This window comes from Cytophagaceae bacterium ABcell3 (assembly GCA_030913385.1).
Taxonomy (GTDB): domain Bacteria; phylum Bacteroidota; class Bacteroidia; order Cytophagales; family Cytophagaceae; genus ABcell3.
Map to the genome: position 1 here is coordinate 2,402,391 of CP133159.1, position 24,700 is coordinate 2,427,090.

General features: G+C 39.4%; 20 protein-coding genes and 1 tRNA gene. 14 read left to right on the plus strand and 7 right to left on the minus strand.

Annotated elements, in window-relative coordinates; translation table 11 throughout:
* Nucleotides 1–21 precede the first annotated feature (21 nt).
* From accC to carA, 3 genes are all read left to right on the plus strand, one after another.
* A complete protein-coding gene (gene accC / locus RCC89_09570; GenBank protein ID WMJ73410.1) occupies nt 22–1,356 on the plus strand; it encodes an acetyl-CoA carboxylase biotin carboxylase subunit in 1,335 nt (444 codons plus the stop codon).
* 53 nt (nt 1,357–1,409) lie between these two features.
* Nucleotides 1,410–4,226 carry a carbamoyl-phosphate synthase large subunit gene (gene carB / locus RCC89_09575; GenBank protein WMJ73411.1) on the plus strand — a complete coding sequence of 939 codons (2,817 nt, stop codon included), beginning with the start codon at nt 1,410–1,412 and terminating at the stop codon, nt 4,224–4,226.
* 61 nt (nt 4,227–4,287) lie between these two features.
* Nucleotides 4,288–5,391 (plus strand): glutamine-hydrolyzing carbamoyl-phosphate synthase small subunit, encoded by a 1,104-nt coding sequence (carA, locus tag RCC89_09580; GenBank protein ID WMJ73412.1) that lies wholly within the window; start codon nt 4,288–4,290, stop codon nt 5,389–5,391.
* 276 nt (nt 5,392–5,667) lie between these two features.
* On the opposite strand, the gene RCC89_09585 is transcribed toward carA, so the two are convergent.
* The gene (locus RCC89_09585) at nt 5,668–7,746 is read right to left on the minus strand and encodes a VWA domain-containing protein (GenBank protein ID WMJ73413.1); all 2,079 of its coding nucleotides are present in this window, start codon (nt 7,744–7,746) and stop codon (nt 5,668–5,670) included.
* Between the two features lie 239 nt (nt 7,747–7,985).
* Nucleotides 7,986–8,732: a 3-oxoacyl-[acyl-carrier-protein] reductase gene (gene fabG / locus RCC89_09590; GenBank protein WMJ73414.1), complete on the minus strand. Its 747-nt coding sequence runs from the start codon at nt 8,730–8,732 to the stop codon at nt 7,986–7,988.
* Between the two features lie 350 nt (nt 8,733–9,082).
* Between fabG and lpdA the strand changes: the two genes are divergently transcribed.
* The 4 genes from lpdA (at nt 9,083) to RCC89_09610 (ending at nt 12,126) form a co-directional block, all read left to right on the plus strand.
* Nucleotides 9,083–10,477, plus strand: coding sequence for a dihydrolipoyl dehydrogenase (lpdA, locus tag RCC89_09595; GenBank protein ID WMJ73415.1), 1,395 nt, complete (start codon nt 9,083–9,085; stop codon nt 10,475–10,477).
* Nucleotides 10,478–10,488: 11 nt separating this feature from the next.
* Complete coding sequence (locus tag RCC89_09600) at nt 10,489–10,803, plus strand: rhodanese-like domain-containing protein (protein WMJ73416.1); 315 nt, start codon at nt 10,489–10,491, stop codon at nt 10,801–10,803.
* A 392-nt stretch (nt 10,804–11,195) separates the two neighbouring features.
* Nucleotides 11,196–11,756 carry a sigma-70 family RNA polymerase sigma factor gene (locus tag RCC89_09605; protein WMJ73417.1) on the plus strand — a complete coding sequence of 187 codons (561 nt, stop codon included), beginning with the start codon at nt 11,196–11,198 and terminating at the stop codon, nt 11,754–11,756.
* 10 nt (nt 11,757–11,766) lie between these two features.
* Nucleotides 11,767–12,126 carry a hypothetical protein gene (locus RCC89_09610; protein WMJ73418.1) on the plus strand — a complete coding sequence of 120 codons (360 nt, stop codon included), beginning with the start codon at nt 11,767–11,769 and terminating at the stop codon, nt 12,124–12,126.
* Nucleotides 12,127–12,279: 153 nt separating this feature from the next.
* Here RCC89_09610 and RCC89_09615 read toward each other — a convergent pair whose 3' ends face one another.
* Both RCC89_09615 and RCC89_09620 read right to left on the minus strand, forming a co-directional pair.
* On the minus strand, nt 12,280–13,734 hold the full coding sequence (locus RCC89_09615; protein WMJ73419.1) for a DUF5723 family protein: 1,455 nt from the start codon (nt 13,732–13,734) through the stop codon (nt 12,280–12,282).
* A gap of 38 nt (nt 13,735–13,772) precedes the next feature.
* Nucleotides 13,773–14,456 carry a VTT domain-containing protein gene (locus RCC89_09620; protein ID WMJ73420.1) on the minus strand — a complete coding sequence of 228 codons (684 nt, stop codon included), beginning with the start codon at nt 14,454–14,456 and terminating at the stop codon, nt 13,773–13,775.
* A 101-nt stretch (nt 14,457–14,557) separates the two neighbouring features.
* Between RCC89_09620 and RCC89_09625 the strand changes: the two genes are divergently transcribed.
* Nucleotides 14,558–15,697, plus strand: coding sequence for a cystathionine gamma-synthase (locus RCC89_09625; protein WMJ73421.1), 1,140 nt, complete (start codon nt 14,558–14,560; stop codon nt 15,695–15,697).
* A 91-nt stretch (nt 15,698–15,788) separates the two neighbouring features.
* Here the strand turns inward: RCC89_09625 and RCC89_09630 are convergent, their stop codons facing one another.
* Together RCC89_09630 and rffA are read right to left on the minus strand one after the other, a co-directional pair.
* On the minus strand, nt 15,789–16,766 hold the full coding sequence (locus tag RCC89_09630; protein ID WMJ73422.1) for an OmpA family protein: 978 nt from the start codon (nt 16,764–16,766) through the stop codon (nt 15,789–15,791).
* A gap of 110 nt (nt 16,767–16,876) precedes the next feature.
* Entirely contained in the window at nt 16,877–18,007 is a 1,131-nt protein-coding gene (gene rffA, locus RCC89_09635) for a dTDP-4-amino-4,6-dideoxygalactose transaminase (GenBank protein ID WMJ73423.1), read from the minus strand.
* Nucleotides 18,008–18,076: 69 nt separating this feature from the next.
* Here rffA and RCC89_09640 point away from each other — a divergent pair, with 69 nt between their 5' ends.
* The 6 genes from RCC89_09640 to pth all read left to right on the plus strand — a co-directional run bounded on the left by RCC89_09640 (nt 18,077) and on the right by pth (nt 22,285).
* On the plus strand, nt 18,077–18,937 hold the full coding sequence (locus tag RCC89_09640; GenBank protein WMJ73424.1) for an SDR family oxidoreductase: 861 nt from the start codon (nt 18,077–18,079) through the stop codon (nt 18,935–18,937).
* Nucleotides 18,938–19,070: 133 nt separating this feature from the next.
* The gene (locus RCC89_09645; protein WMJ73425.1) at nt 19,071–19,793 is read left to right on the plus strand and encodes a porin family protein; all 723 of its coding nucleotides are present in this window, start codon (nt 19,071–19,073) and stop codon (nt 19,791–19,793) included.
* A gap of 175 nt (nt 19,794–19,968) precedes the next feature.
* A tRNA-Gln gene (locus RCC89_09650) sits at nt 19,969–20,041 on the plus strand.
* A 74-nt stretch (nt 20,042–20,115) separates the two neighbouring features.
* Nucleotides 20,116–21,042: a ribose-phosphate pyrophosphokinase gene (locus tag RCC89_09655; protein WMJ73426.1), complete on the plus strand. Its 927-nt coding sequence runs from the start codon at nt 20,116–20,118 to the stop codon at nt 21,040–21,042.
* A 25-nt stretch (nt 21,043–21,067) separates the two neighbouring features.
* On the plus strand, nt 21,068–21,643 hold the full coding sequence (locus tag RCC89_09660) for a 50S ribosomal protein L25/general stress protein Ctc (GenBank protein WMJ73427.1): 576 nt from the start codon (nt 21,068–21,070) through the stop codon (nt 21,641–21,643).
* Between the two features lie 81 nt (nt 21,644–21,724).
* On the plus strand, nt 21,725–22,285 hold the full coding sequence (gene pth, locus RCC89_09665; protein ID WMJ73428.1) for an aminoacyl-tRNA hydrolase: 561 nt from the start codon (nt 21,725–21,727) through the stop codon (nt 22,283–22,285).
* A gap of 339 nt (nt 22,286–22,624) precedes the next feature.
* Here the strand turns inward: pth and metG are convergent, their stop codons facing one another.
* Entirely contained in the window at nt 22,625–24,685 is a 2,061-nt protein-coding gene (gene metG / locus RCC89_09670; GenBank protein ID WMJ75652.1) for a methionine--tRNA ligase, read from the minus strand.
* Nucleotides 24,686–24,700 lie beyond the last annotated feature (15 nt).

Genomic DNA, 24,700 nt, shown 5'->3' on the forward strand with positions numbered 1-24,700 from the left:
ATTTCTGTAAATTAGATTAGAATGTTCAAAAAAATACTAATAGCAAATAGGGGCGAGATAGCTCTAAGGGTGATCCGTACGTGCAAAGAGTTGGGCATTAAAACGGTAGCCGTTTATTCTACCGCAGATAAGAATAGTCTGCATGTTAGGTTTGCAGATGAGGCTATTTGTATAGGAAGTCCACAGAGTAAGGATTCTTATCTTAAGATTCATAGTATTATTGCGGCTGCGGAAATTACCAATGCTGATGCTATTCACCCTGGTTATGGTTTTTTGTCTGAAAATGCCGCTTTTTCTTCTGCTTGTAGGGATCACAATATCAAGTTTATAGGGGCTACTCCTGATCAGATCAATGGCATGGGTGATAAATCTAATGCTAAAGATACGATGATTAAAGCAGGCGTTCCTACGGTTCCAGGTTCTGCAGGGTTAATTAAAAGTGTAGAGAAAGCAAAAGTTACTGCCAAAGAAATAGGTTATCCAGTAATGCTAAAAGCTACGGCAGGTGGTGGTGGAAAGGGAATGAAGATTGTATGGGAGGAGTCTGAGTTGGAGAATGCCTTGACCAAAGCTATGCAGGAAGCAGAGGCCGCTTTTGGTAATGCCGGAATGTATATGGAGAAGTTTATTGAGGAGCCAAGGCATATAGAAATACAAATAATTGGAGATCAATATGGAAATGTGGCACATTTATCTGAAAGAGATTGTTCTGTGCAGAGAAGGCATCAGAAACTGATAGAAGAGTCTCCATCTCCATTTATGACCCCTGAGTTAAGAGAGCAAATGGGGCAGGCTGCCATCAAGGCTGCTAAAGCTGTTGATTACGAAGGCGTAGGTACCATTGAGTTTCTTGTTGATAAAAACAGGAACTTTTATTTCATGGAAATGAATACCCGTATTCAGGTTGAGCACCCTGTAACCGAAGAGGTTACCAATCTTGACTTAATAGCCGAGCAGATAAAAGTTGCCGCCGGACATAAAATTTCTGGTGAAAGCTTATACCCTCAAAAGTATTCGATTGAGTGTAGGATTAATGCAGAAGACCCAGATCATAACTTTAGGCCATCGCCGGGTAAAATTACTGGTCTGCATAAGCCTGGAGGCTACGGCGTAAGGGTAGATTCTCATATTCATTCTGGGTATGAAATTCCTCCTTACTATGACTCTATGGTTGCCAAACTCATTACTTCTGGCAGAACAAGAGAAGAAGCTATTGACAGGATGCACAGGGCGCTAAATGAGTTCATTGTGGAAGGTATTAAAACTACCATTCCTTTTCATATTAAAGTAATGGAAAACGAAGATTTCCGTAGCGGAAATTATACTACTAAATTTATTGAGACCTTTAAACCTTAAAAGATAGGTTGCCTTCAGTTTTATATATTAAATTTTAGATTTACAGAACAATTATGCCAAAAAATGAATCTATAAAATCCGTTCTAATCATAGGTAGTGGCCCTATAGTTATTGGCCAAGCATGTGAATTTGACTATTCGGGCTCTCAGGCCGCCCGGTCTTTAAGGGAAGAAGGCATTGAGGTTTCTCTTATAAACTCGAACCCGGCTACCATTATGACAGATGAGGTAACGGCTGACCATATTTACCTGTTACCTTTAGAGCCGAAGTCAATTGTAAAAATTCTTGAAGAAAGAAATATAGATGCTGTCTTACCTTCTATGGGTGGACAGACTGCCCTTAACTTAGCTATTAAATGTGAGGAAGCTGGAATTTGGGAAAAGTATAATGTTAAGCTTATAGGTGTAGATATTGCTGCCATTGAAGTTACTGAAGACCGCGAGCTCTTTAGAGAAAAAATGGAAGAAATTGGGGTTCCTGTAGCTCCATCTAAGACAGCTTCTTCTTATTTACAAGGTAAGGAAGCCGTACAGGAAATCGGATTTCCGGTAGTAATCAGACCTTCCTACACGCTGGGAGGTTTTGGAGGTGCCGTAGTGGATGAGCCAGAAAAGTTTGAAGCGGCTTTACATGATGGTCTTCAAGCTTCTCCTATTCACGAAGTCATGATCGACAAAGCGGTTATTGGCTGGAAAGAATATGAATTAGAATTGCTAAGAGATAAGAGTGACAATGTCGTCATTGTTTGCTCTATAGAAAACTTTGATCCTATGGGGATCCATACGGGGGATTCTATAACAGTAGCCCCTGCCATGACACTTTCGGAAAGCACTTTCCAGAAAATGCGTGACATGGCTATCAAAATGATTCGCTCTATAGGTAACTTTTCAGGTGGGTGTAATGTCCAGTTTTCTGTCAGCAATGATGAAAATGAGGATATCATTGCCATAGAAATAAACCCTAGGGTTTCCAGGTCATCTGCCTTGGCTAGTAAAGCAACGGGCTATCCAATTGCTAAAATTGCTTCAAAATTAGCGATAGGTTATACCTTAGATGAGCTTGCCAACCCTATTACTGGCAATACTTCTGCCATGTTTGAGCCTACACTTGATTATGTAATCGTTAAAATACCAAGATGGAACTTTAACAAGTTTAAAGGTGCTAATCGTAGGTTAGGTTTCCAGATGAAGTCTGTTGGAGAAGCCATGGGTATCGGTCGTTCTTTCCAAGAGGCACTTCAGAAAGCTTGTCAATCACTGGAAATTGGTAGAAATGGTCTTGGAGCTGATGGTAAAGAGCTTACTGATCAGCAGGCGATCCTGCATAGTCTTGCTAATCCAAGTTGGAACAGGCTTTTCCATGTATATGATGCATTTAAGTTAGGTATATCTTTCAGTACTATTCACAAAAACACCTGGATTGATCCTTGGTTCTTAAACCAGATTCAGGAACTTGTTAGCCTTGAAAGGGAAATTGAGAAGTATTCCTTAGATACTATTCCTAAAGACTTGTTGATGCAGGCCAAACAAAAAGGGTATGCAGACAGGCAGTTGGGACATCTTATGAGATGTCTTGAAAGTGAAGTATATGAGAAGAGAAATGAATTAGGCATTAAACGGGTTTATAAAACTGTAGATACTTGCTCTGCTGAATTCCAAGCACTTACTCCGTATTACTATTCCACTTTTGAAGAAGAAAACGAATCTATCGTTTCTGATAAAAAGAAAGTGATTGTGTTGGGCTCTGGTCCTAACCGTATTGGACAGGGTATTGAGTTTGACTACTCATGTGTACACGGAGTTTTGGCCGCAAAGGAATCTGGTTATGAGACAATCATGATCAACTGTAACCCTGAGACTGTGTCTACAGACTTTGCCACTGCTGATAAACTTTATTTTGAGCCGGTTTTCTGGGAGCATATTTATGACATAATCCTGCATGAAAAACCAGAAGGTGTTATTGTTCAGTTAGGAGGCCAAACGGCACTTAAGCTGGCAGAAAAACTTCATAAATACAAAATACCTATTATAGGAACCGGTTTTGAACCGCTGAACCTTGCGGAAGACAGAGGTTTGTTTTCTGCTTTGCTGAGAGATCTTAATATTCCTTATCCTAAGTTTGGATCTGTTACCACAGCGGAGCAGGCCGTGGAAATGAGTAAGGAGCTTGGGTTTCCTTTACTGGTAAGGCCTTCTTATGTATTGGGTGGGCAGAGTATGAAAATTGTTATCAATGAAAAGGAGCTTGAGGAACATGTGGTGGATATCTTGAACAACATGCCTCAAAACAAAATCCTTATTGACCAATTCCTTGAAGGGGCACTTGAAGCTGAAGCTGATGCAATTTGCGACGGTGAGGATGTATATGTCATAGGGGTGATGGAGCATATTGAACCTGCGGGAATCCACTCTGGAGACTCTCATGCAGTATTGCCGCCTTTTGATTTAAGTGATGCAGTTATTCAAAAAATAGAGGATATTACAAAGAAACTTGCTGTAGCACTCAACACTGTAGGTCTTATTAATATCCAGTTTGCTATAAAAGATGATGAAGTTTATGTTATTGAAGCGAACCCTAGGGCTTCCAGAACCGTTCCTTTTATAGCTAAAGCATATAATGAGCCTTATGTTAACTATGCCACCAAGGTGATGCTAGGGGTCAAAAAGGTTAAAGATTTCACCTTTAACCCGACTAAAAAAGGGTATGCTATAAAAGAGCCAGTGTTTTCATTCCACAAATTCCCTGAAATAAACAAGGAATTAGGGCCAGAAATGAAGTCTACAGGTGAAGCTATTCACTTCATTGACAGTCTTAAGGATGAGTTTTTCCTTAAGGTATATAGTGAGCGAAATTTTTATTTAAGCATGTAATTGCCTGAATAATTGTAATTTAATATCAATATCTTAGTATCAATTGACAACATCGAATATAATGGATAACAGAACAGGTATTTTACTGCTCGAGGATGGCACCGTTTTTTACGGGACATCTCATGGGACACCTAAAACCAGTGCTGGGGAGATCTGTTTTAACACTGGTATGACAGGGTACCAGGAGATATTTACCGATCCCTCTTATTTTGGACAGATTGTAGTGGCCAGTACTTCTCATATAGGGAACTATGGTATTCATTCAGACGAATCAGAGTCTAAGTCTGTAAAAATTAATGGCTTTGTTTGTAAAAACTTCAGCCCGATCCATTCACGTGTCAGGGAGTCGGAGACACTTCAATCTTATTTTGAGAGAGAAAATATTCCTGCGATATCAAATGTAGACACCAGGAAATTGGTTCGCCATATCAGGGAAAAGGGTGCTATGAATGCTATCATTTCTAATGATGGGACATCCCTTGAAGCACTTAAAGAGCAATTGAGCAAAGTTCCGCCTATGAAAGGTAGGGAATTGGCTTCAAAAGTTTCTACTAAAGAGAAGTATGAACTTGGCGCTGCTGATAGCCCTTATAGAGTGGCTGTTATTGATCTTGGAGTAAAAGAAAATACTTTGCGTAGTAGTGTAAAGAGAAATGCACTTGTCGGGGTATTCCCTTACAATGTTAGCTTTGAAGAGCTGATGGAATGGAAGCCTGATGGCGTAATTGTATCAAATGGTCCTGGCGACCCTGAACCTTTAAAAGCGGTTATCGAGGTAGTAGGAAAAATCATTGATGCCAATATACCGGTACTGGGTATTTGTCTAGGGCACCAAATTATTGCTTTGTCACAAGGACTTTCTACCTTCAAAATGTTCAATGGCCACAGAGGAATCAATCACCCGTTGAAGAACTTACTTACTGGTAAGTGTGAAGTATCCAGCCAGAACCATGGTTTTGCGGTTAGCAGAGAGTCTTGTGAAGATAATGAAAATATTCAGATTACCCATATTCATTTGAATGACAATACTGTAGCTGGTATTCAAATAAAGGGGAAACCTGTTATTTCAGTGCAGCACCACCCAGAGGCATGTCCTGGACCTAACGATTCTGCATATTTGTTTGACGACTTCTTTAAGTTGATTCAAGAGCATAAGGGTAAATAAGTATAGTCAGAGTTGTAAAACTCGGTATTATAAATACAAAGAGGCCACTTCTATTATCAGAAGTGGCCTCTGTTTTTTGTGCTTTTAAGAGATTTAAACCTGAACTATGGGGTTATGAGGAGCAGAAAAGACAATAAATCAGCACTTTTGGATCGCAAAGCATAGTGCCGGTATGGTTTAAGACATAAATGTGAGCAAAGTACTGATTTGAAGTTATTTGTTTACGTAATGGAAAGTTCTAATGCACATTTCAGGTTAAATGGGTAACCCCAAAAATTAATATCCTCCTTTAAACTTTCTAGTACCCCATTCTACAGAAATAATTAATAGTAGAACCAACAATAGCCACCACTGATTAATAATTTCAGAAAGTTCTTCTGTGCTGTGGATAATACTTTTTGTTTGCTTTCCTAAAAGTGTTTCTTTTACAGAAGATAGGTCTGAAGGCAAAGCAAAGGTACCACTGGTTTGAGAGGCTAAGTTTCTTAACATGGCGTGGTTAGCAGTCATGTCCAGTGCTTCTAGAGAAACTTTTTCTATAAGAAACTCTCCGTGTACTTTTTCTTTTTTGTCGCCGTCATTTAATGTGGCTGTATATTTATAAATGCCCTCTCCTAGACCTTTTACTTCAAATACCGAGTTGGCTTCACTGTTAACAAAAGAGTACGTGTTGGTTATTTCTTCTTCATTGGTAATGCTGATGTCGATCTTCTTTCCGTATACTTTTTCATAAATAGAGTTATAGATCTCTGTTTCAAATAAGATACGGTCTGTAGTCAAAAATTGGTCTGATAAAGGGTAAAACCTAAATCTCCGCTTGTCTTCCTTAGAAGACAAATACTTTGTCAGGGAAGCAAGCATATGGTCAAAGGCCTTAAAATTGCCAGTTTCTGTAAACTCTGTCATTCTCCACTGCCAAATTCCTTCGCCGGCTATTACGCCAAACTTGTGGTCTCCTTCGCCTTTATCAACCAAAATCAATGGCTTTTGGGTTTTTAGGTTCCCAATCTTTTGGTGGAAAAGTACATCAGGGTTATTTTTTGTTGAATAGTTTGCGTATGGGACAGCCAATGGAGGATATTTTGCAAATACCTCCGGTTCATTATTGTTGAAAGAAAATCTGTCGAATGCTTTATTGAAAACTGCTAAGACTTGGTCTCTTTGCCATGAATTTGAGTGGACGGTCAGTACCTTGTTCAATTGATTGAACTTTTGCAGGTTTGTTTGGCTGCCGATTATAAAAAGTGATGAGGTTTTTCCTTGCAGCTTATTAATCAGGTCAGCAGCAGTATTGCGTTTGTCTGGTAGCTGGTGGTAAATGACCAGGTCGTATTTTTCGTCTTTAAACTTTTTCAACCCTGGAATATGGACTTCTACCTGATAGTTTGCTTTAGTTTCTAAAGCACTTCGAATGGCTTTAATATCAGGGTGTGGTGCTGCGGCGAGTATAAGTATCTTTTCCCGTCCTTCTATAATATCTATATAAGCATGGGAAACATTGTTTTTTGCCGTAAATTCTCCATCAAGAACGTCTGTTTCCACTACATAATGCTGAATACCGTGGGTTTCCGAAGACGTATAAAACTTGACCTCCTGAACCCCGGTTTCTTTATCAAATGTAACCTTTTTTTGTCCCAACACTTTGCCGTTCTGCTTTAGGGTAACGTTGGCATCTTTTCCTTTGAAGCCTGTATTGTGTAGTTCGGCTACTATTGGGAATTTGTTCCCTGCGTAAGCTACTTTGTTATAGAACAGTGCTTTTAGGTTTAAATCTTTTCGTGCATTGGTGTCGCCCAGCCCAATGGCGTGGATTGGGAACCGCCAAGAGCTGTGGGTAGGGGACATGCCTTGGTTAATAATACCGTCTGAAGCAAGTACTACTGCACTTAAATTCCTGTTTTCGTAATCAGATTGAATATTTCTGAGAAGCTTGGTAAGGTCGGTCGCTTGGGCTGTAAAACTATTTTCTGATAAGTTGTTTTTGCTGCCGCTTAAAAAATAAAATTTAGTCTCAATGTCTTTTGTGCCAAGGGCTTGTTCCAGCTCAACAAGATTTTCTTTGAAATTTTGTAAAATGGTAGAGTCTGTCCCATCTATAATAGATTCGGAATCATCAATGGCAAATACCACAGTAGGTTTTTCAGGGTGGTTTTTGATCATTTTTGCCAGAGGGCCTAGCAGCAGCAGGCAAAGTACACTAACTAGAACAAAACGTAGTGTAAAAAGGATCTTATTAACGCCAGAACCCCAAGGTGCTTTTTTTGGGTATAGGAGATAAGCATATCCAAAGCCTGCCAAAAGGCAGAGCGAGGCAAACCAAAGGGAATATTCTGTGACTATTTGTAATTTCTCCATTTACAGCTAAACGTAAAAAAACAGGAGAAACGTATATTCCCCTGTTCTAAATCGTATTTTTGGTTATTTTAACCTGAAATATGCATTAGAACTTTCTATTGCGTGGCAAAATAACTTCAAATCAGACGCTTCGCTCGCATTTGGTTTTTTAACCATAGAACCACTATGCTTTGCAAACCAAATACGCTGATTTTTTGTTCTTTTGCCCCTCATAACGAAATCTAATGTATAATCCAGGTTTAAGTATGCATTCCACCATCTACTAATAGCACCTGTCCAGTAACATAGGCAGACATATCAGAGGCCAAGAATACAGCACAATTGGCAACATCTTCCGGTGCGCCTCCTCTTTTTAACGGAATGGCATCTGTCCATCCTTTGACAACTTTAGGATCAAGCTCTGCGGTCATCTCTGTTTCAATAAATCCAGGAGCAATGGCATTGCATCTGATGTTTCTGGAGCCTAATTCTTGGGCAACAGATTTTGTGAAACCGATGATTCCAGCCTTAGAAGCAGCATAATTTGCTTGACCCGCATTACCAGCTACTCCAACTACCGAAGTAATGTTTATAATGGAACCATATTTTTGCTTCATCAATTGACGGGTCGCACATTTTGTCAGGTTGAAAACCGACTTAAGGTTGATGTTTATTACTGCGTCCCATTGTTCTTCAGACATACGCATAAGCAGTCCATCCTTGGTCACGCCCGCATTGTTTACCAGCACATCCAAAGACCCAAACTCAGAGACTACATCTCCTATAAGTTTTTCCGCTGCTGCATAATCAGAAGCGTCAGAACGGAAACCTTTGGCTTTTATACCTGAAGCTTGAAGCTCTTTTTCCAATGCCTCGCCTTTTTCAACACTTGATAAATATGTGAAGGCAACATTTGCGCCTTCCTGTGCAAACTTAAGTGCCATAGCCCGGCCAATCCCTTTTGAGGCACCAGTTACCAATACATTTTTTCCTTTTAATAAACTCATTTTAAAAAAGATTAATTACAGAGCACCAAAATTAAAGCGTCCAATTCATAATTAAAAAGAAAGTGCGAAAATCTTAACGTGTAGCATTGTCACACTTGTGATAAAAAGCATATTGATATTTATTGCCAAGGCCTATAATTGTAGCGTGTGAGTTAAATTTACGCATTTTACCAGTCATCTGCTGATAACTGATGCTTGAAATATGAATGTAAATATTTTTCTATAGTAGTCTTAAAATCATAAGTTTGTGGGTTTTGGATTGCATCCTAAGTAGAAACACGCATAATTGGTTTTGATATAAAAGCAAATCCCTTAAATTTGCCTGCTCAACAAATTAATTGTTTTTTACTATGTCTGCAAAATATGATCTGATCGTGATTGGTAGCGGCCCGGGAGGCTATGTGGCTGCCATTAGGGCTTCTCAGCTAGGAATGAAGGTAGGTGTTGTTGAAAAAGCTGAATTAGGTGGAATCTGTTTGAACTGGGGATGTATACCAACAAAAGCTTTACTTAAAAGCGCTCAGGTATTTGAGTATATAAAGCATGCTTCTGATTTTGGTATTTCAGTTGGTGAAGCCAAAGCTGATTTTAACGCTGTGGTTAAGCGCAGTAGAGATGTGGCCGGGGGAATGAGCAAAGGAATTCAATTTCTTTTCAGAAAAAATAAGATAGATCACATAAAAGGCTTTGGTAAAGTGTTGGGGTCTAAAAAGGTTGAAGTGACTGCTGAAGATGGTAAAAAAGAGGTGATCAATGCTGACCATATAATCCTTGCTACCGGTGGTAGGTCTAGGGAGCTTCCAAATGTGAAAATAGATGGTGAAAAAGTAATAGGTTACAGACAAGCCATGGTATTGGACAAGCAGCCTGAATCTATGGTTGTCATGGGATCTGGCGCTATTGGTGTAGAGTTTGCATACTTTTATAATGCAATGGGCACAAAAGTTACCATCGTGGAATACTTGCCTAACATTGTACCGGTAGAAGATGAAGATGTGTCCAAGCAGCTTGAAAAATCTTTCAAAAAAGCAGGTGTAGACATATTGACCAATGCTTCTGTTGAGTCTGTGGATACTTCTGGTGCTAAATGCAAGGTGAAAGTGAAAACCAAAAATGGTGAAGAAAATATCGAAGCGGATGTCGTATTGTCGGCTGTAGGTATTTCTACAAACTTAGAAGGTTTAGGTCTTGAGGATGTAGGTATTGCAACAGATAAGGGCAAAGTAATTGTTGACGATTACTATAAAACTAATATCCCAGGTATTTATGCCATTGGTGATATTGTAAAAGGACCTGCTCTTGCTCACGTGGCTTCAGCCGAAGGAATTATTTGTGTTGAAAAAATTGCTGGCGAAAACCCTGAACCACTTGATTACGGTAACATTCCTGGCTGTACTTACTGTTTCCCTGAAGTAGCTTCTGTTGGCTTGACTGAAAAAGCAGCTAAGGACAAAGGATATCAAGTGAAAGTTGGTAAGTTTCCTTTTACCGCTTCAGGAAAAGCAAGTGCAGCTGGTCACAAAGATGGATTTATTAAAGTTATCTTTGATGCTAAATATGGTGAATGGTTAGGGGCGCATATGATTGGTGCGAATGTAACTGAAATGATTGCTGAGGTAGTTGTGGCCAGAAAACTTGAAACTACTGGTCATGAGATTATTAAATCTGTACACCCTCACCCTACAATGTCTGAGGCGGTTATGGAAGCTACAGCAGCAGCATACGACGAGGTTATTCACATTTAAAAAACATTTCTATGAAAGAAATCAGTGTAAAGGAACTTAAGCAAATGATGGACAACAATGAAGACTTTCAATTGATTGATGTCCGTGAACCAGGCGAATATGATGCAGCTAATATCAATGGTGAATTGATTCCCTTGGCGACAGTTCCTCAAAATACAGATAAGGTTTCAAAAGATAAAAAAGTAGTGGTGCATTGCCGAAGCGGAAAACGTAGTGCTAATGCCATCAACTTTTTGGAATCTAATCATGGCTATGAAAACCTTTATAATTTAAAAGGAGGGATTATGGCATGGAAAGATGAAATAGACGATAGTCTAAATGTATAATTCTATCGAATATTAATAGAAATAAAAAAAGCGCAGGAAACTGCGCTTTTTTTATTTTCAGTGAAGTAGGCTTGATGGGTTAGTCGTAAAGGCTTACAGATAATTTTTTTTTTGCGAATCAAGTATATTCAGTTCAGTGCTTTAGAATTCTTGTGAAAATACTTTTTCAGGTAGGCAACTCCGAAAGGGGAGGGTGGCGACATGGTAGTTAGCGAGACGCTACTAAATTAATGAGTCGTAGCTGGAATGTTACGACTATGGTGTGTTGCCCATGTTGATCCGATTTTATTTTTGTTGGTCACACCTGTTCTCATAAAAAATCTCTTTTATTTAGGATAAAAAGTGTATCTTTTCTTGCAGTCCTGCATTATGTAGGTAAAAATTTTTTCGTTTTGCAGACAATACATCAATCTAAGAGTGCAATAGCGCAAGAGCGTATTTGGATAAGCAGGGCTCAAAGCAATCCTGAGCATTTTGCTCCTCTATATGAGAAGTATTATAACCCTATATTTAGGTTTGTGTACCGTAGAACAAACCGTGAGGAGCTGTCGGCAGATATCACATCACAGGTTTTTCTAAAGGCTATGATGAATATCGGCAAATATGAACACCGGGGGCTACCTTTTTCAGCTTGGCTTTATCGAATTGCTAGTAATGAAATTAATATGGTTGTGCGTGCTAAGAAGGTTCAGCGTTATGTAAGTATTGAAGACGCTGGTTTGGAGCGTATGATGGAAGCTTTAGAGCCGGAATATGACGCAGAAAGGGAAAGTCTGGTTATAAAATCTCTTAATCAACTTTCTACAGAGGAAGTGCAGTTTTTAGAGCTTCGTTTTTTTGAAAACAAGCCTTTTAAAGAAGTGGGCCATATTATGAAGGTAACTGAAAATAATGCCAAGGTCAAAATTTACCGCATAATTGGTAAAATAAAAAAAAATATAAAACTAAAATAAGGTTTCCTAAATGGAAAAGTTTAAGATTAATAAAAATAAGCCCGAATTAACAGACGAAGAAATAGATAAGCACAAGGACTTTGATAAGCTTTTGAATAACTATAAGGACATTTATTCCTATAAAAAAGCCACTCAACCTTTGTATAAAAATACTCGGTTACGTTTGTTCGTGATGCTTGTACTTGCTGTTCTTTTGGCAATATTTTATGGAGAAAAAGAAAAGCAAAGTAGCAAGGAAGGTGCCCCTGTTGAGGATTCTGAAAACATAAAACCTGTTGCTCCTGATTCCCTTAATAAAAGTAGCACTATAGAAGATTCAGAAGTACTCTACTGTAAAGAAATGTTGGCTTTACAACAAGAAGAATATTAAAACTCATGAAAAGGGTGTTTTTGAATATTTTATAGAGACTGTTTGATCTTTTGGCTTAGCCATAAGCGTATCCAAAAGAAATTCCTTTTGGATACGCTTGTGATTTTTTCAGTAGGCCCTACTGCACCAGCCTTTAGGGTTTATTATACTAGGTTATATTCTGAACCTGAGAAATCCGAATGAAAACGATGCGATAGGGTTGTCTTTCATAAACCAGGAAATGAAATCTCTGGAAGCAAAACCAGCCTCGTATGTGCCGTTTTTGCCTAGCACAAAAGTAAGTCCAAGGGGGACAGCTAGTCTTTGATCAAAGTTGCCACCATAAACCATTCCACCAGACACTCTTAAAAACCCTAGAGGCCTAATGTCTCCACCGACTGAAATCAAAGGTCTTTCAAAGTTTCCGGGGGCACTATTCCCGGGAACTACCAAATCAAATCCTATACTTGCTTTATCATCTTTCAGGTGATAACTAGAGCCAATTCTCCACATAGTAGGCAGCTGAACTGTTACTTGTTCTTCGCCTTCCCACCTTACAGGGTTTTGTATGTCTATAGCATCATTTAAGTCTTCATAGAAAGCATAATTCATGGCTCCTGGGCTTGACCATTCATTGAGGGGTATATCTTTCATGGAGTAAACATTGGTATTGTAGGTAACAGAACCAATGTTGTTGACGGCTACCCCAAATCGTAAGCGTTCTTTAAAAATTACAGTAGCACCATAGTCCATGCCCCATCCATGACCGGCAGGGGAGAGGTTAGAGCCATGGCTGGCAGAGGGACCTTCAAAACCATTGGTATAAGGGTTTAAAGCAGGGGAAAATGCGCCTGTACTTCTTAGTTCTCCGTTTTCTGCAACCATGTCAAGAAGTGCAAATCCTTGAATATATTTTACGCCCACTCCACCACTTATAGAGATCATATCATTACTAAAAAGTTCTTTCCCATAACTTAAATTATATTCTCTATAGTAGTTCATTGATATTCTTGAACCATCAAACACATCGGAAAAACTAAACGGTGTATTGGAACGTCCATAGGCAATCTGGCGCATGTATTGTTGATAGTTTTGCGGTGTATTGGCCATTACATCTCCGTTATGCAAAACCAGTTCATCAAAAAAACGTGACCCGTAGCCCATAAAGAGTAGTTCAGAGAAAGAGTCGCTAAATTCTGTATAGATATTTAAATTGTCTCTTGAGTTAAAAGCAAACCCTCCTATTTTTTCAATTTGCACTGCTACGCCAAGAGACATAATAGAAGCATTTATAGCCATAGGGCTGCTTGTAAACGTATGCATGGCTTGCCTTTTTTGGTCGTATCCAAAGCGGTCTGTGGAATTATACAGACTAGTAAGTTCACTTCTTCTTAAAATGCCTGAATATAGAGACATGCCTCCTTCTGCCAGCCCGAAAGTGACGGTTTTTGACTTAAACTGTTTTTTGCCCAGGTTTGCCGGGTTAATGCCAATAGTATGGTAGTCATTGGCAAAGGTAGTGGCAGGGCCTCGGCCGGCAATAGAAAATGTGTTTAATTCGGATTGAGCGAAAAGCGCTGTTGTGCATAAAAGAAGAATTACTAAAACAGGTAAAATTTTATTTTTCATGTGCAATTGGCAATCGTATTGGTGAAAAATGAAAGTTATTAATTCTCGGATTTAAAAGCCTTCACAAATATACGTAAAATTCCTGCAGAGGATATGGTGATGAGGGACAGCCATATAAGCCTGCTGGTAATATCTGTGTCTTGTTGCTCAATATCTGAAAATGTGGCAATGGTACTACCGATATAAACTGATAATGTTGTTCTAGGTAGCATTCCTGTAAGGGATCCGAGGTAATAACTTTTATGTTTTACCTTGGCTAAAGCTAAAAGGATGTTTGTAACGGCAAATGGAAGTATTGGAGATAGTCTGGAAAAAAATACTAGCTTGAATTCGCTCTTTTTTATATTTTTCAGAATGCCTGCCACTCCTTTGGTTTCGGAGATGCTCTGTAAAAAAGCCCCTTTGTCTACCCAATTGGCCGCATAGTACCCCAGTGCAGAGGCTATGCAATAAGAAATGACTAAGGGAGGTAGGGCTGCCCAACTTAAGAAATACCCTGTAAGAAGTGCTATGAAAGTAGTTGGCGTAAGACCTACAGCCATCGTTAAACTTGTAAGGCAGAAAAAGAGTGTCCATTGCTCCCATCGGAAAGCATGTATAAAAGCTTCTTGTGTGGCAGCAAAAAAAGTCATTATCGATGACATGGTCAGTGCAAGCCCCCCTAAGATCAGCAAGTAAACTGCCGAGCTTTTATTTTTTTTTAGGAGGTTTTTTAACGCCATCAGTAGAAATCTTGAATAATTAAAACAATCTAAGAAAAAGCAATATTATGTAACATCAGGCAAAAAGTATAACTTGCATAAAAAATAAACTTTAAGATTCTATGAAATTCGGAACGAAAGCCATACATGCCGGAGTTAAACCGGATCCAGTTACAGGTGCTATCATGACACCTATATACCAAACATCTACTTATGTGCAAAGCTCGCCGGGGCAGCATAAAGGGTATGAGTATTCTCGTACGCATAATCCTACCAGGTCGGCTCTGCAGGATAGCATCAGTGCTTTGGAAAATGGGAAGTACGGCCTTTGCTTTGCTTCGGGGATGGCGGCTATTGATGCTATTATCAAAATGCTAAAACCGGGCGATGAGGTTATTTCTACCAATGATCTTTATGGGGGAACATACAGGATTTTTACAAAAATATTTTCTGAATATGGCATTAAGTTTCATTTCGTCCCTATGGATGACCCTAAAAGTGTGGAGGCTTACTTCAATGAGAAGACCAAGTTGGTTTGGGTTGAAACGCCTACCAATCCTTTGTTGAATGTGGTTGATATAAAAAGCATCATCTCTACGGCCCGCCAGAAGGGGGTGATGGTGGCTGTTGATAATACTTTTGCGACTCCTTACCTGCAAAACCCTTTGGATTTTGGTGCTGATATTGTCATGCACTCCGTGACCAAATACCTTGCGGGGCACTCCGATGTGGTTATGGGAGCCATAGTGGTCAATGATAAAGATCTACTCGAAAAGCTATCCTTTATACAAAACTCTTGTGGTGCAACTCCTGGCCCTCAAGATTGCTTTTTGGTGTTAAGAGGGATCAAAACGCTTCATTTGCGTATGCAGCGGCATTGTGAAAACGGCAGGGCGATTGCCGACTTCTTAAACTCCCATCCTAAAGTAGATAAAGTTTACTATCCTGGTTTAAAAGATCACAAGAATCACGACATTGCTGTTGCTCAAATGCGTGATTTTGGTGGCATGCTTTCTTTTACATTGAAGGGGGACGATATCAAAGATGCTACTAATTTTCTGGAGAGGGTAAAGCTTTTTGCTTTGGCAGAGTCTTTGGGTGGCGTTGAGTCTCTATGTGGCCACCCTGCTTCTATGACCCATGCCAGCATTCCTAAAGAGGAAAGGGAAAAGGGAGGGTTGAAAGATACGCTTATAAGGCTAAGTATTGGTGTAGAAGATGTGGAAGATTTAATAGAAGATTTAAATCAGGCCATTGGTTAGTGTTTGTTAGGGTGCAATAGGGGTAAAACCCTTGATACAAAAAAAGAGCCATGGGATATCCGTGGCTCTTTTTATTTTTACTTATTGCTTTTTAGTTATTTTCAAGGATTTGGAACAGCTCGTCCAACCTAGGAGTCAGAATAATCTCTGTTCTTCTGTTTTGCTGACGGGCTTCTTTGGTTTTGCCCTCAGCTACAGGCGAAAATTCTCCACGGCCAGAAGGTACAATCTTTCTAGGGGAAACGCCGGCGTTGATAAGGATTCTTGAAATTTCTGTAGCCCTTAATACACTTAAGTCCCAATTATCCTTAATGGCACCAGAGCTTTTCCCTACCGGGACATCATCCGTGTGCCCTTCTACCATAACATTGACATCGTCTTGGTCTTTTAATACCTCAGCAAGTGTCTTTAAAGCTTCCTGGCCCTTGCTATCTATGGATGTACTTCCTGACTTGAACAGAAGTTGTTCTGATAGGGAAACATAAACTTTGCCATTCTTTACATTAACACTTAAGTCTTTTTCTTTGAAAGAAAGCAAGGCTTTTGAAACCTTATTTTTGAGTTCGTTTACTGCTTCGTCTTTGTCTTCCAGTACTTTTTCTAGTTCTTTTACCCGATTTTCGCGTTCTTTTAGACTTTCAGTAAGCTCTCTGTTTTTCTTTTCAGCTTCATAAAGCTCCTTTTCTCTTCTGGCAAGGTCTTGGCTGAGCTTGTCTTTTTCAGCAGATGTCATGCTTTTGAATTTGTCATGGTTTTCCATGAGCTTTTCGTATGACTGGCTTACATCTCTAAAGTTTGATTTTAATCTTCTGTAAGAATCTCCTGTTTGGGTAGTGTCATCTATAAGCTTTTGGCACTTTTTGTTTAAATCACCAGCCAACTCGCTTAGCCGCTCCCTATCTGCAACTGCCGCAGCAAGCTTTTCTGAGCATTCAGCGTTTTCAACTTCGAGTGCTGATTTTTTAGCATTTAGATCATCAAATTTTTGTCTTGTAACACATGAGGTAACACTCATGCTTAGCATAAGGCCGGCAGCCAAAAGCAATTTCATATCAGATAACATTGACATCTCAGGTTTTTTAGATTTTTTTACAATAATACTTTTAATGAATCAGAAAGTACAGTCTTTTTTTTTCAACACCAACGAAAATATAGTTTTAAATATCTGATTTTGCTTTACTAAATGTAAAATTTAATCAAATTTTTAATTACATGCTCCTGCTCTTGTGCTGTCATGGAATAAAAAAGTGGTAAACGAACTATTCTCTCGCTTATATCTTCACAGATTGGTAGGTGAATGTGCTTGTTGTTAATGTCTTGCTGATAATAACTGCTCAAGTGTAGGGGAAGGTAATGAAATACAGCTTTAATGCCGTGCTTTCCTAAGTGCTGGATTAAATCGTTTCTTTCTTTGTGTGTGCGGCACAGAATGTGGAACAATTGACCGTTTTTGGTAGCATAGTCTGGCACAACAGGAAGCTTGAGAAATCCTTTGGCTTCTAAATCTTTTAAATGAGTATGGTAGTTATCCCAAATTTTGATGCGCTTTTTTTGAATTTCATCTTTTTGTTGAAGTTGAGCAAACAAATAAGCTGCATTGATCTCTGACGGCAAAAAGGAGGAACCTATATCTACCCACTCATATTGTTTGGTCTCTCCCCTGAAGAACTTTGAACGATTGGTGCCTTTTTCTCTTATAATTTCGGCCCTCTCACAATATTTGGGGTTGTTGATTCCTAAGGCACCTCCTTCACCACAAATAATGTTTTTTGTTTCGTGAAACGACCAAGTGGCAAAGGTCCCTATAGAACCCAGTGCTTGTTTTTTGTAAAAGGCATCCATAGCCAATGCCACATCTTCTATAATTGGAATATTGTTACTTTCAGCAATGGCAGATATTTCGTCCATTTGACAAGCTATGCCTGCATAATGCACCAGTACAATGGCTTTTGTTTTGCTGGATATGAGTGACGGGAGTCCATCAGGGTCTATGTTGAACGTATTGGGTTCAATATCGGCAAATACAATGTTGGCGCCCCTTAAGACAAAAGCGTTGGCAGCAGATACAAAAGTAAATGAAGGCACAATTACCTCATCGCCAGGTTTTATGTCTAGGAGGATGGCCGCCATTTCTAAAGCATCTGTACAGGAAGTGGTGAGCAAAGCTTTCTTTACTTGATAGTTTTCTTCAAGCCAGTGCTGACACTTATTGGTAAAATGCCCATCCCCTGACAGCTTGCCTTTTTCAACAGCTTCTTTTATATATTCAAGCTCTTTACCTACAATAAATGGCTTGTTGAATGGTATCATAGCGTAAAGCTAATAAATAATTATTAGCTTTGGTGTAGTACATTAATGTTAGACTAGACTTTCTGTAATATGGAAAATATGTTAAGCAAAGAAGCTCTAAAAGGTAAAGTGGTATTGATAACTGGGGGAGGTACTGGTTTGGGAAAGTCAATGGCAAAAACTTTTTTGGAATCTGGTGCATCTGTGGTTATTTCTAGCCGGAAGTTTGAGGTGCTTGAAAAAACAGCAGCCGAACTCATGGAAGAAACCGGGGGGGCTGTGCTTCCAGTGGCTTGTGATGTTAGAAACTATGATGAAGTTGAAAAAATGCATGCTTCGGCTGTAGAAGCCTTTGGTAAAGTAGATGTGCTGGTAAATAACGCGGCAGGAAATTTTATTTCTCCTACAGAAAGACTTTCTGCACGGGCTTTTAACATTATTCTTGACATTGTTTTAAAAGGTACCACCAACTGTACTTTGTGTGTGGGTAAACATTGGATCGCCAATAAGCAAGCAGGAACTGTATTGAATATTGTAACAACCTATGCCTATACAGGCTCAGGATATGTGGTGCCGTCTGCCTGTGCTAAAGCTGGCGTATTGGCTATGACCAGGTCTTTGGCTGTAGAATGGGCCAAGTACAACATTCGGATGAATGCCATTGCGCCAGGACCTTTTCCGACAGAGGGGGCATGGGCAAGGTTGTTCCCTAAAGCGGTAGCCGACAAAATGGATCCCGAAAAACGTATTCCTTTGAAAAGGTTTGGCAAACACCATGAGTTAGGAAACCTAGCGGCTTTTTTAGTATCTGATTTTTCTGCATATATTAATGGTGAGGTTATAACTATTGACGGTGGTGAGTGGTTAAAAGGGGCAGGAGAGTTCAATGATCTCGACGATGTGTCGCAGGAGCAGTGGGATGATGTAGAGAAGCAGGTGAGGGGAAAGTGATGGAGCGGGTGTATTTTTCTGTTTTTGTATAGGATATACTGAGTACTTTTATTAAAATACTTTGTGCCATCATAGCCTTACTTCTGTGGTGGCATTCTTTTTAGTTTTTGTAATAAACAACAATTTTCTTATTATGAGATATTTACTGATATTAATTTCCGTTTTTTGTATACAGTTCCCTAGCCAGGGACAGGTATCTTTAGGAGCAAAAGGAGGCGGGAATGTTTCTTGGTTGAGCACTTCCATTGAAGATGTCTCGCAGGCACCTTTATTAGGAGTTCATGGAGGCGTTTCTGCACAGTTTGGACTTCCTTTTTTACATCACAGATTATCTGTTCAGCCTGACGTGATGTACTCTCGCCAAGGTTCCAGTTTTAATTTTAGTGAAAGCGGACATGATGGTTTTGCTGCTTATAACGTAGATGGCCGGGCAGTAATGCGTACTGATTTTTTCAACCTTATGGTTCCTTTTAAACTAACCATGGGGTTAGAAAGGATTGGTTATTACTTTTTGGCAGGTCCTTATGCAGGTTATTGGTCTTCTGGTAGGATGGATGTGGAAGCAACAGGTAATTATGGAGCCTTCCCTATAAATGTGACCCAAGATGCCAGCTATGAATTTGAAGACGAAGATCAGCGCTTGGATATCGGTGTTACGGTAGGGGTAGGCTACAGAATGACTGTTGGACCTGGAGATTTTTTGGTGGAAGTTCGATATAACCATGGGTTTGTTAATAATATTAGCACAGCTATACCTCCGGTAGGACAGTATTTTCAAGGGGTTGATTTTGGAGAAAACTCTGCCAACAGGGTAATTATGCTTTCTTTGGGATACCTAGTTCACTTGGGGAGATGAGATGGGTGAGCTTTAGCTAATATAAATGTTCGTGCGATAGTTAATTTTTTTTATTGATAATCAGGTTGTAATTATAAAAAGTTAAATTTTTTCTAAACAGGGTTTGGTATTTAAAAGTTAAACCTACATATTTGCAATCTCAAACGGGGAAACAGCCCAACAATGAGAAGGTTATTGTCCGATGGTGTAATTGGCAACACGTCTGATTTTGGTTCAGAAGAGTCCAGGTTCGAGACCTGGTCGGACAACAAATACAGGAAATAAATCCCGGACTTAAGACCCGGGATTTATTTGTTTAAAGTAGCTTCTTTCTAAATACGATATGTCGTACATCAAGATCTTTTCCGGTACCAATTCCCGTTACCTTGCAGAGAAAATAGCCAACTCTTACGGCAAAGAATTAGGATCTGTAACAATCAAGCGTTTTAGTGATGGTGAGATTTCAGTTAGCTACGACGAATCTGTTCGCGGTGCTGATGTATTCTTGATCCAATCTACTTTTCCTAATGCAGATAACCTTATGGAGCTTTTGCTTCTGGTTGATGCTGCAAGGAGAGCTTCGGCCGCTTATGTTACTGTAGTTGTTCCGTACTTTGGTTATGCAAGACAGGACAGGAAAGATAAGCCTCGTGTACCTATTGCTTCTAAGTTGGTAGCAAACTTGCTTTCGGCTTCTGGGGCAGACAGGTTGATGACTTGCGATCTACACGCTGGACAAATTCAAGGTTTCTTTGATTTTCCGGTAGATCATTTGGATGGCGCTGCTATTCTTATCCCTTACATTCAGTCGCTTAATTTAGAAAAGCTGATTTTTGCTTCTCCTGATGTAGGAGGTGTGGCACGTGCAAGAAGTTTCTCTCAGTATTTTGGTGTTGACTTAGTGGTATGCGACAAACATCGTAAAAAAGCTAATGAGATTGCTGCCATGCAATTAATTGGAGATGTAGAAGGTGCCAATGTAGTGTTGATCGACGACCTTGTAGATACAGGGGGGACAATTTGCAAGGCTGCAAAATTAATTTTAGACAAAGGTGCCAAAAGTGTAAGAGCTATATGTACGCACCCTGTACTTTCTGGTCCTGCTTACGAAAACATTGACGCTTCACTTTTGGAGGAGCTTGTAGTAACAGACACTATTCCTTTAAAAACAAGTTCTCAAAAAATTAAGGTACTTACTGTTGCTGACCTTTTTGCTAAGGCTATTAGGAAAATTCAGGACAACGAGTCTATTAGTTCGCTTTTTATTTAAACTTAAACTTATAAATTAAAAAAAGATGAAAACCGTAGAGATTATAGGGTATAAAAGAGCAAATCTCGGTAAAAAGGTTTCTAAAGACCTAAGAGCTGAAGCGCAAGTGCCATGTGTATTATATGGAGGTAAAGACCAAGTACATTTCCACGTTCCGACTTTTCTATTCAGAGATATAGTATATACGCCTGACTCTCCAAAAATATTGATCAATGTTGATGGAAAGCAGTATGAAACTATCCTTCAGGAAGTACAGTTTCACCCAGTAAGTGAAAATATTCTTCACGCAGACTTCCTTGAACTAGTACCTACTAAACTAGTTAAAGTTGATGTTCCTGTTAAATTCACTGGAACTTCACCTGGTGTAGTAAAAGGTGGTAAGTTTACTGTTAACTTGAAGAAAATCAAAATTAAAGCTTATCCTAAAAATATCCCTGAGTCTATCAGTGTAGATATTTCAAAATTAGAATTGGGTAAGTCTATCAAAGTTTCTGCAATCACACCTGGAGACTATACTATCCTTAACAACAAGTCGCTTCCTGTTGCTACTGTTGAAGTACCAAGAGCACTTAAAGGACAACAAGCACAAGCTGCTGAATAATAAGCGTTTTTTAATAAACTGTTTTGCAAAAAAGCTGTTTCTTCAAGAGAGACAGCTTTTTTCGTTTAATTTTTTGCTGATATGAAATATTTGATTTGTGGCTTAGGAAATATTGGTCCGGACTATGCCAATACCCGGCACAATATAGGTTTTATGGTGTTAGACCGTTTGGCAAGCCGGTTGAGCACAGGCTTCGATTCTGGTCGCCATGCTTTTGTTTCTCAAGGTAAATTTAAAGGAAGGAACCTGATCCTTGTGAAGCCTACTACTTTTATGAACCTTAGCGGAAAGGCTTATTGCCACTGGCTCAATAGTGAAAAAATACTTATTGAAAACAGCTTGGTAATCACGGATGATATTTCTTTACCTTTTGGAAAAATTAGGATCAGGCCCAAAGGGTCTAATGGAGGGCATAATGGATTAGGGAATATCCAAGATATGCTTGGGCACTCCACTTACCCACGATTGAGAATAGGAGTAGGTAGTGACTTTCCTAAAGGAAGACAATCTGAATATGTTCTTAGTCCTTTTGACCCAGAGGAAGAAGCTGGCCTCGATGAACTATTAGACAGGTGTTGTGATGCTGTGGAAGCCTTTACGACAATAGGTCTTCAGATGACTATGACCCAGTTCAATAAATAATTCAATCTTAAAAAAACAGGTAATTAGGGCCTGCTGAAAAAGTCACAAATGTGCAAGATACGCATGGCCTTACATGAAGACGTATTGGAATACTTCGAATGTAAGGCCATAAAGTAGATTGTGCGCTTGTGGCTAGCCCAAAAAAAGTATTGGATTAAAAGTTTTTCAGTTTACTGTGCATGGAATAATAAGAAATAACCGAAAAAACCTTGCACCTATACCTCATAACCTTTAACATATAAACAGATCAATGTTTTGGGCGTTTTTCAGCGCGCCCTAATCATATCCGAAATATACCTTAGTCAATACTAAAGTTTATTTCGGATATGAGATTTTTGGTTAGCTTATTTGGCTACCGTTTGATACAGCTTTCCCAGGGCTGACAAAAGCCAAGGTTCCGTCTTTGTCTTCAGCCATTAAAATCATTCCTTGGGACTCTATTCCTTTGATTTTACGTGGTGCCAAGTTCGCCATTAGGCATACTTGTTTCCCTATAATTTCTTCAGGTTTATAGTATTCTGCAATTCCGCTAACCACCGTTCTTTCATCAATCCCGGTATCTAGTTTAAGCTTTAGCAGCTTTTTAGTTTTAGGTACTTTTTCTGCTTCAAGAATGGTAGAAACTCTGATATCTACTTTGGTGAAATCATCAAAAGTGATTTCAGACTTTAGTTCAGGAACACTTGCTGCTTCTAGTTCATTGGCTTTTTTGGTGTCCAGCAATTTTTGTATTTGGGCTTCAACAGCATTGTCTTCTATTTTTTCAAAAAGGAGTTCTGCTTTGTTTATAGTATGACCTTCTGGCAGTAAGTTAGTTGTGCCTGCATGCTCCCATTTTTTGTTTGTTAAATTTAGCATCTTGCTCAAGGTGGCAGCAGTGAACGGTAAAAATGGTTCAGACAAAATGGCAAGAGCACCAGAGATTTGAAGACCAATATTAAGGATGGTTTTCACTCTATCTGGATCGGTCTTGAACAATTTCCACGGCTCTGTGTCTGCCAAATATTTATTTCCTGTGCGTGCTAAATCCATGAGGTAGCTCAGTGCTTCGCGGAAACGGTACAATTCAAGTGAGCTGGCAATTTTTTCTGGAAAAGCTTGAAGCTTCTCTAGAACGTCCTTGTCAATGTTTTCTAACGGGCCTGCCTCTGGAACTTTTCCGTCAAAATATTTGTGCGTCAATACTACGGCACGGTTGATAAAGTTGCCATAGATAGCCACCAGTTCATTGTTGTTCCTTGCTTGAAAGTCTTTCCAGGTAAAGTCATTGTCTTTAGTTTCTGGGGCATTGGCACAAAGTGTATACCTTAGTACATCGGCTTTACCCGGAAACTCCTTTAAGTACTCATGAAGCCATACCGCCCAGTTCCTTGACGTTGATATTTTATTGCCTTCCAGGTTAAGGAATTCATTGGCAGGGATATTATCAGGCAGAATATAGTCACCGCTTGCTTTGAGCATAGAAGGGAAAATAATGCAGTGGAAAACTATATTGTCCTTACCAATAAAATGAACAAGCTTCGTTTCTTTGTCTTTCCAGTGTTTTTCCCAATCGGTGTTGTTTTCTGCTGCCCAGTCTTTAGTTGCAGAAATGTAACCAATAGGAGCGTCAAACCAGACATAAAGGACTTTTCCTTCCGCACCTTCAAGAGGTACCGGTACGCCCCAGTCAAGGTCACGTGTTACGGCACGGGGTTGCAGGCCTTGCTCTATCCATGACTTGCATTGTCCATAAACGTTGGGTTTCCACTCTTTGTGTTCTTTAAGTATCCACTCCTTGAGCCAATCTTCATATTTGTTCAGCGGTAGGTACCAATGGGTAGTTTCTTTTAAAACTGGTTTTTCTCCACTTAAGGTGGAATGAGGATTTATAAGCTCTGAAGGGCTTAAGGTAGAACCACAAGACTCACATTGGTCACCGTAAGCATTTTCATTGCCACATTTTGGACAGGTGCCTACAATGTACCGGTCTGCCAGAAACTGTTTGGCTTTAGGGTCGAAATACTGTTCGGTAGTAGTTTCTTCAAAACAACCTTTCTCGTAAAGGTCTTTAAAAAATTCAGAGCTGGTTTCGTAATGTGTTTTTGAGGATGTCCTTGAGTAGATGTCAAAAGAAATCCCAAATTCTTTGAAGGACTCTTTTATGATGTTATGATATTTATCTACTACTTGTTGAGGGGTAACACCTTCTTTTTTAGCTCTAATGGTTATCGGCACACCATGCTCGTCAGACCCACAAACAAAAGCAACTTCTTTGCCTTTGGACCTAAGGAAACGTACATAAATATCGGCTGGAACATAAACACCTGCCAAATGACCAATGTGTACAGGACCATTGGCATATGGAAGTGCAGAAGTAATTGTATATCTTTTAAATTGCTCAGACATGGTTTCTGTTATTTGAAAAGGCAAATA

Coding starts and splice junctions, on each gene's coding strand:
- accC (WMJ73410.1), top strand. CDS start 22: ATGTTCAAAAAAATACTAATAGCAAATAGGGGCGAGATAGCTCTAAGG.
- carB (WMJ73411.1), top strand. CDS start 1,410: ATGCCAAAAAATGAATCTATAAAATCCGTTCTAATCATAGGTAGTGGC.
- carA (WMJ73412.1), top strand. CDS start 4,288: ATGGATAACAGAACAGGTATTTTACTGCTCGAGGATGGCACCGTTTTT.
- RCC89_09585 (WMJ73413.1), bottom strand. CDS start 7,746: ATGGAGAAATTACAAATAGTCACAGAATATTCCCTTTGGTTTGCCTCG.
- fabG (WMJ73414.1), bottom strand. CDS start 8,732: ATGAGTTTATTAAAAGGAAAAAATGTATTGGTAACTGGTGCCTCAAAA.
- lpdA (WMJ73415.1), top strand. CDS start 9,083: ATGTCTGCAAAATATGATCTGATCGTGATTGGTAGCGGCCCGGGAGGC.
- RCC89_09600 (WMJ73416.1), top strand. CDS start 10,489: ATGAAAGAAATCAGTGTAAAGGAACTTAAGCAAATGATGGACAACAAT.
- RCC89_09610 (WMJ73418.1), top strand. CDS start 11,767: ATGGAAAAGTTTAAGATTAATAAAAATAAGCCCGAATTAACAGACGAA.
- RCC89_09615 (WMJ73419.1), bottom strand. CDS start 13,734: ATGAAAAATAAAATTTTACCTGTTTTAGTAATTCTTCTTTTATGCACA.
- RCC89_09620 (WMJ73420.1), bottom strand. CDS start 14,456: ATGGCGTTAAAAAACCTCCTAAAAAAAAATAAAAGCTCGGCAGTTTAC.
- RCC89_09625 (WMJ73421.1), top strand. CDS start 14,558: ATGAAATTCGGAACGAAAGCCATACATGCCGGAGTTAAACCGGATCCA.
- RCC89_09630 (WMJ73422.1), bottom strand. CDS start 16,766: ATGTCAATGTTATCTGATATGAAATTGCTTTTGGCTGCCGGCCTTATG.
- rffA (WMJ73423.1), bottom strand. CDS start 18,007: ATGATACCATTCAACAAGCCATTTATTGTAGGTAAAGAGCTTGAATAT.
- RCC89_09640 (WMJ73424.1), top strand. CDS start 18,077: ATGGAAAATATGTTAAGCAAAGAAGCTCTAAAAGGTAAAGTGGTATTG.
- RCC89_09645 (WMJ73425.1), top strand. CDS start 19,071: ATGAGATATTTACTGATATTAATTTCCGTTTTTTGTATACAGTTCCCT.
- RCC89_09655 (WMJ73426.1), top strand. CDS start 20,116: ATGTCGTACATCAAGATCTTTTCCGGTACCAATTCCCGTTACCTTGCA.
- RCC89_09660 (WMJ73427.1), top strand. CDS start 21,068: ATGAAAACCGTAGAGATTATAGGGTATAAAAGAGCAAATCTCGGTAAA.
- pth (WMJ73428.1), top strand. CDS start 21,725: ATGAAATATTTGATTTGTGGCTTAGGAAATATTGGTCCGGACTATGCC.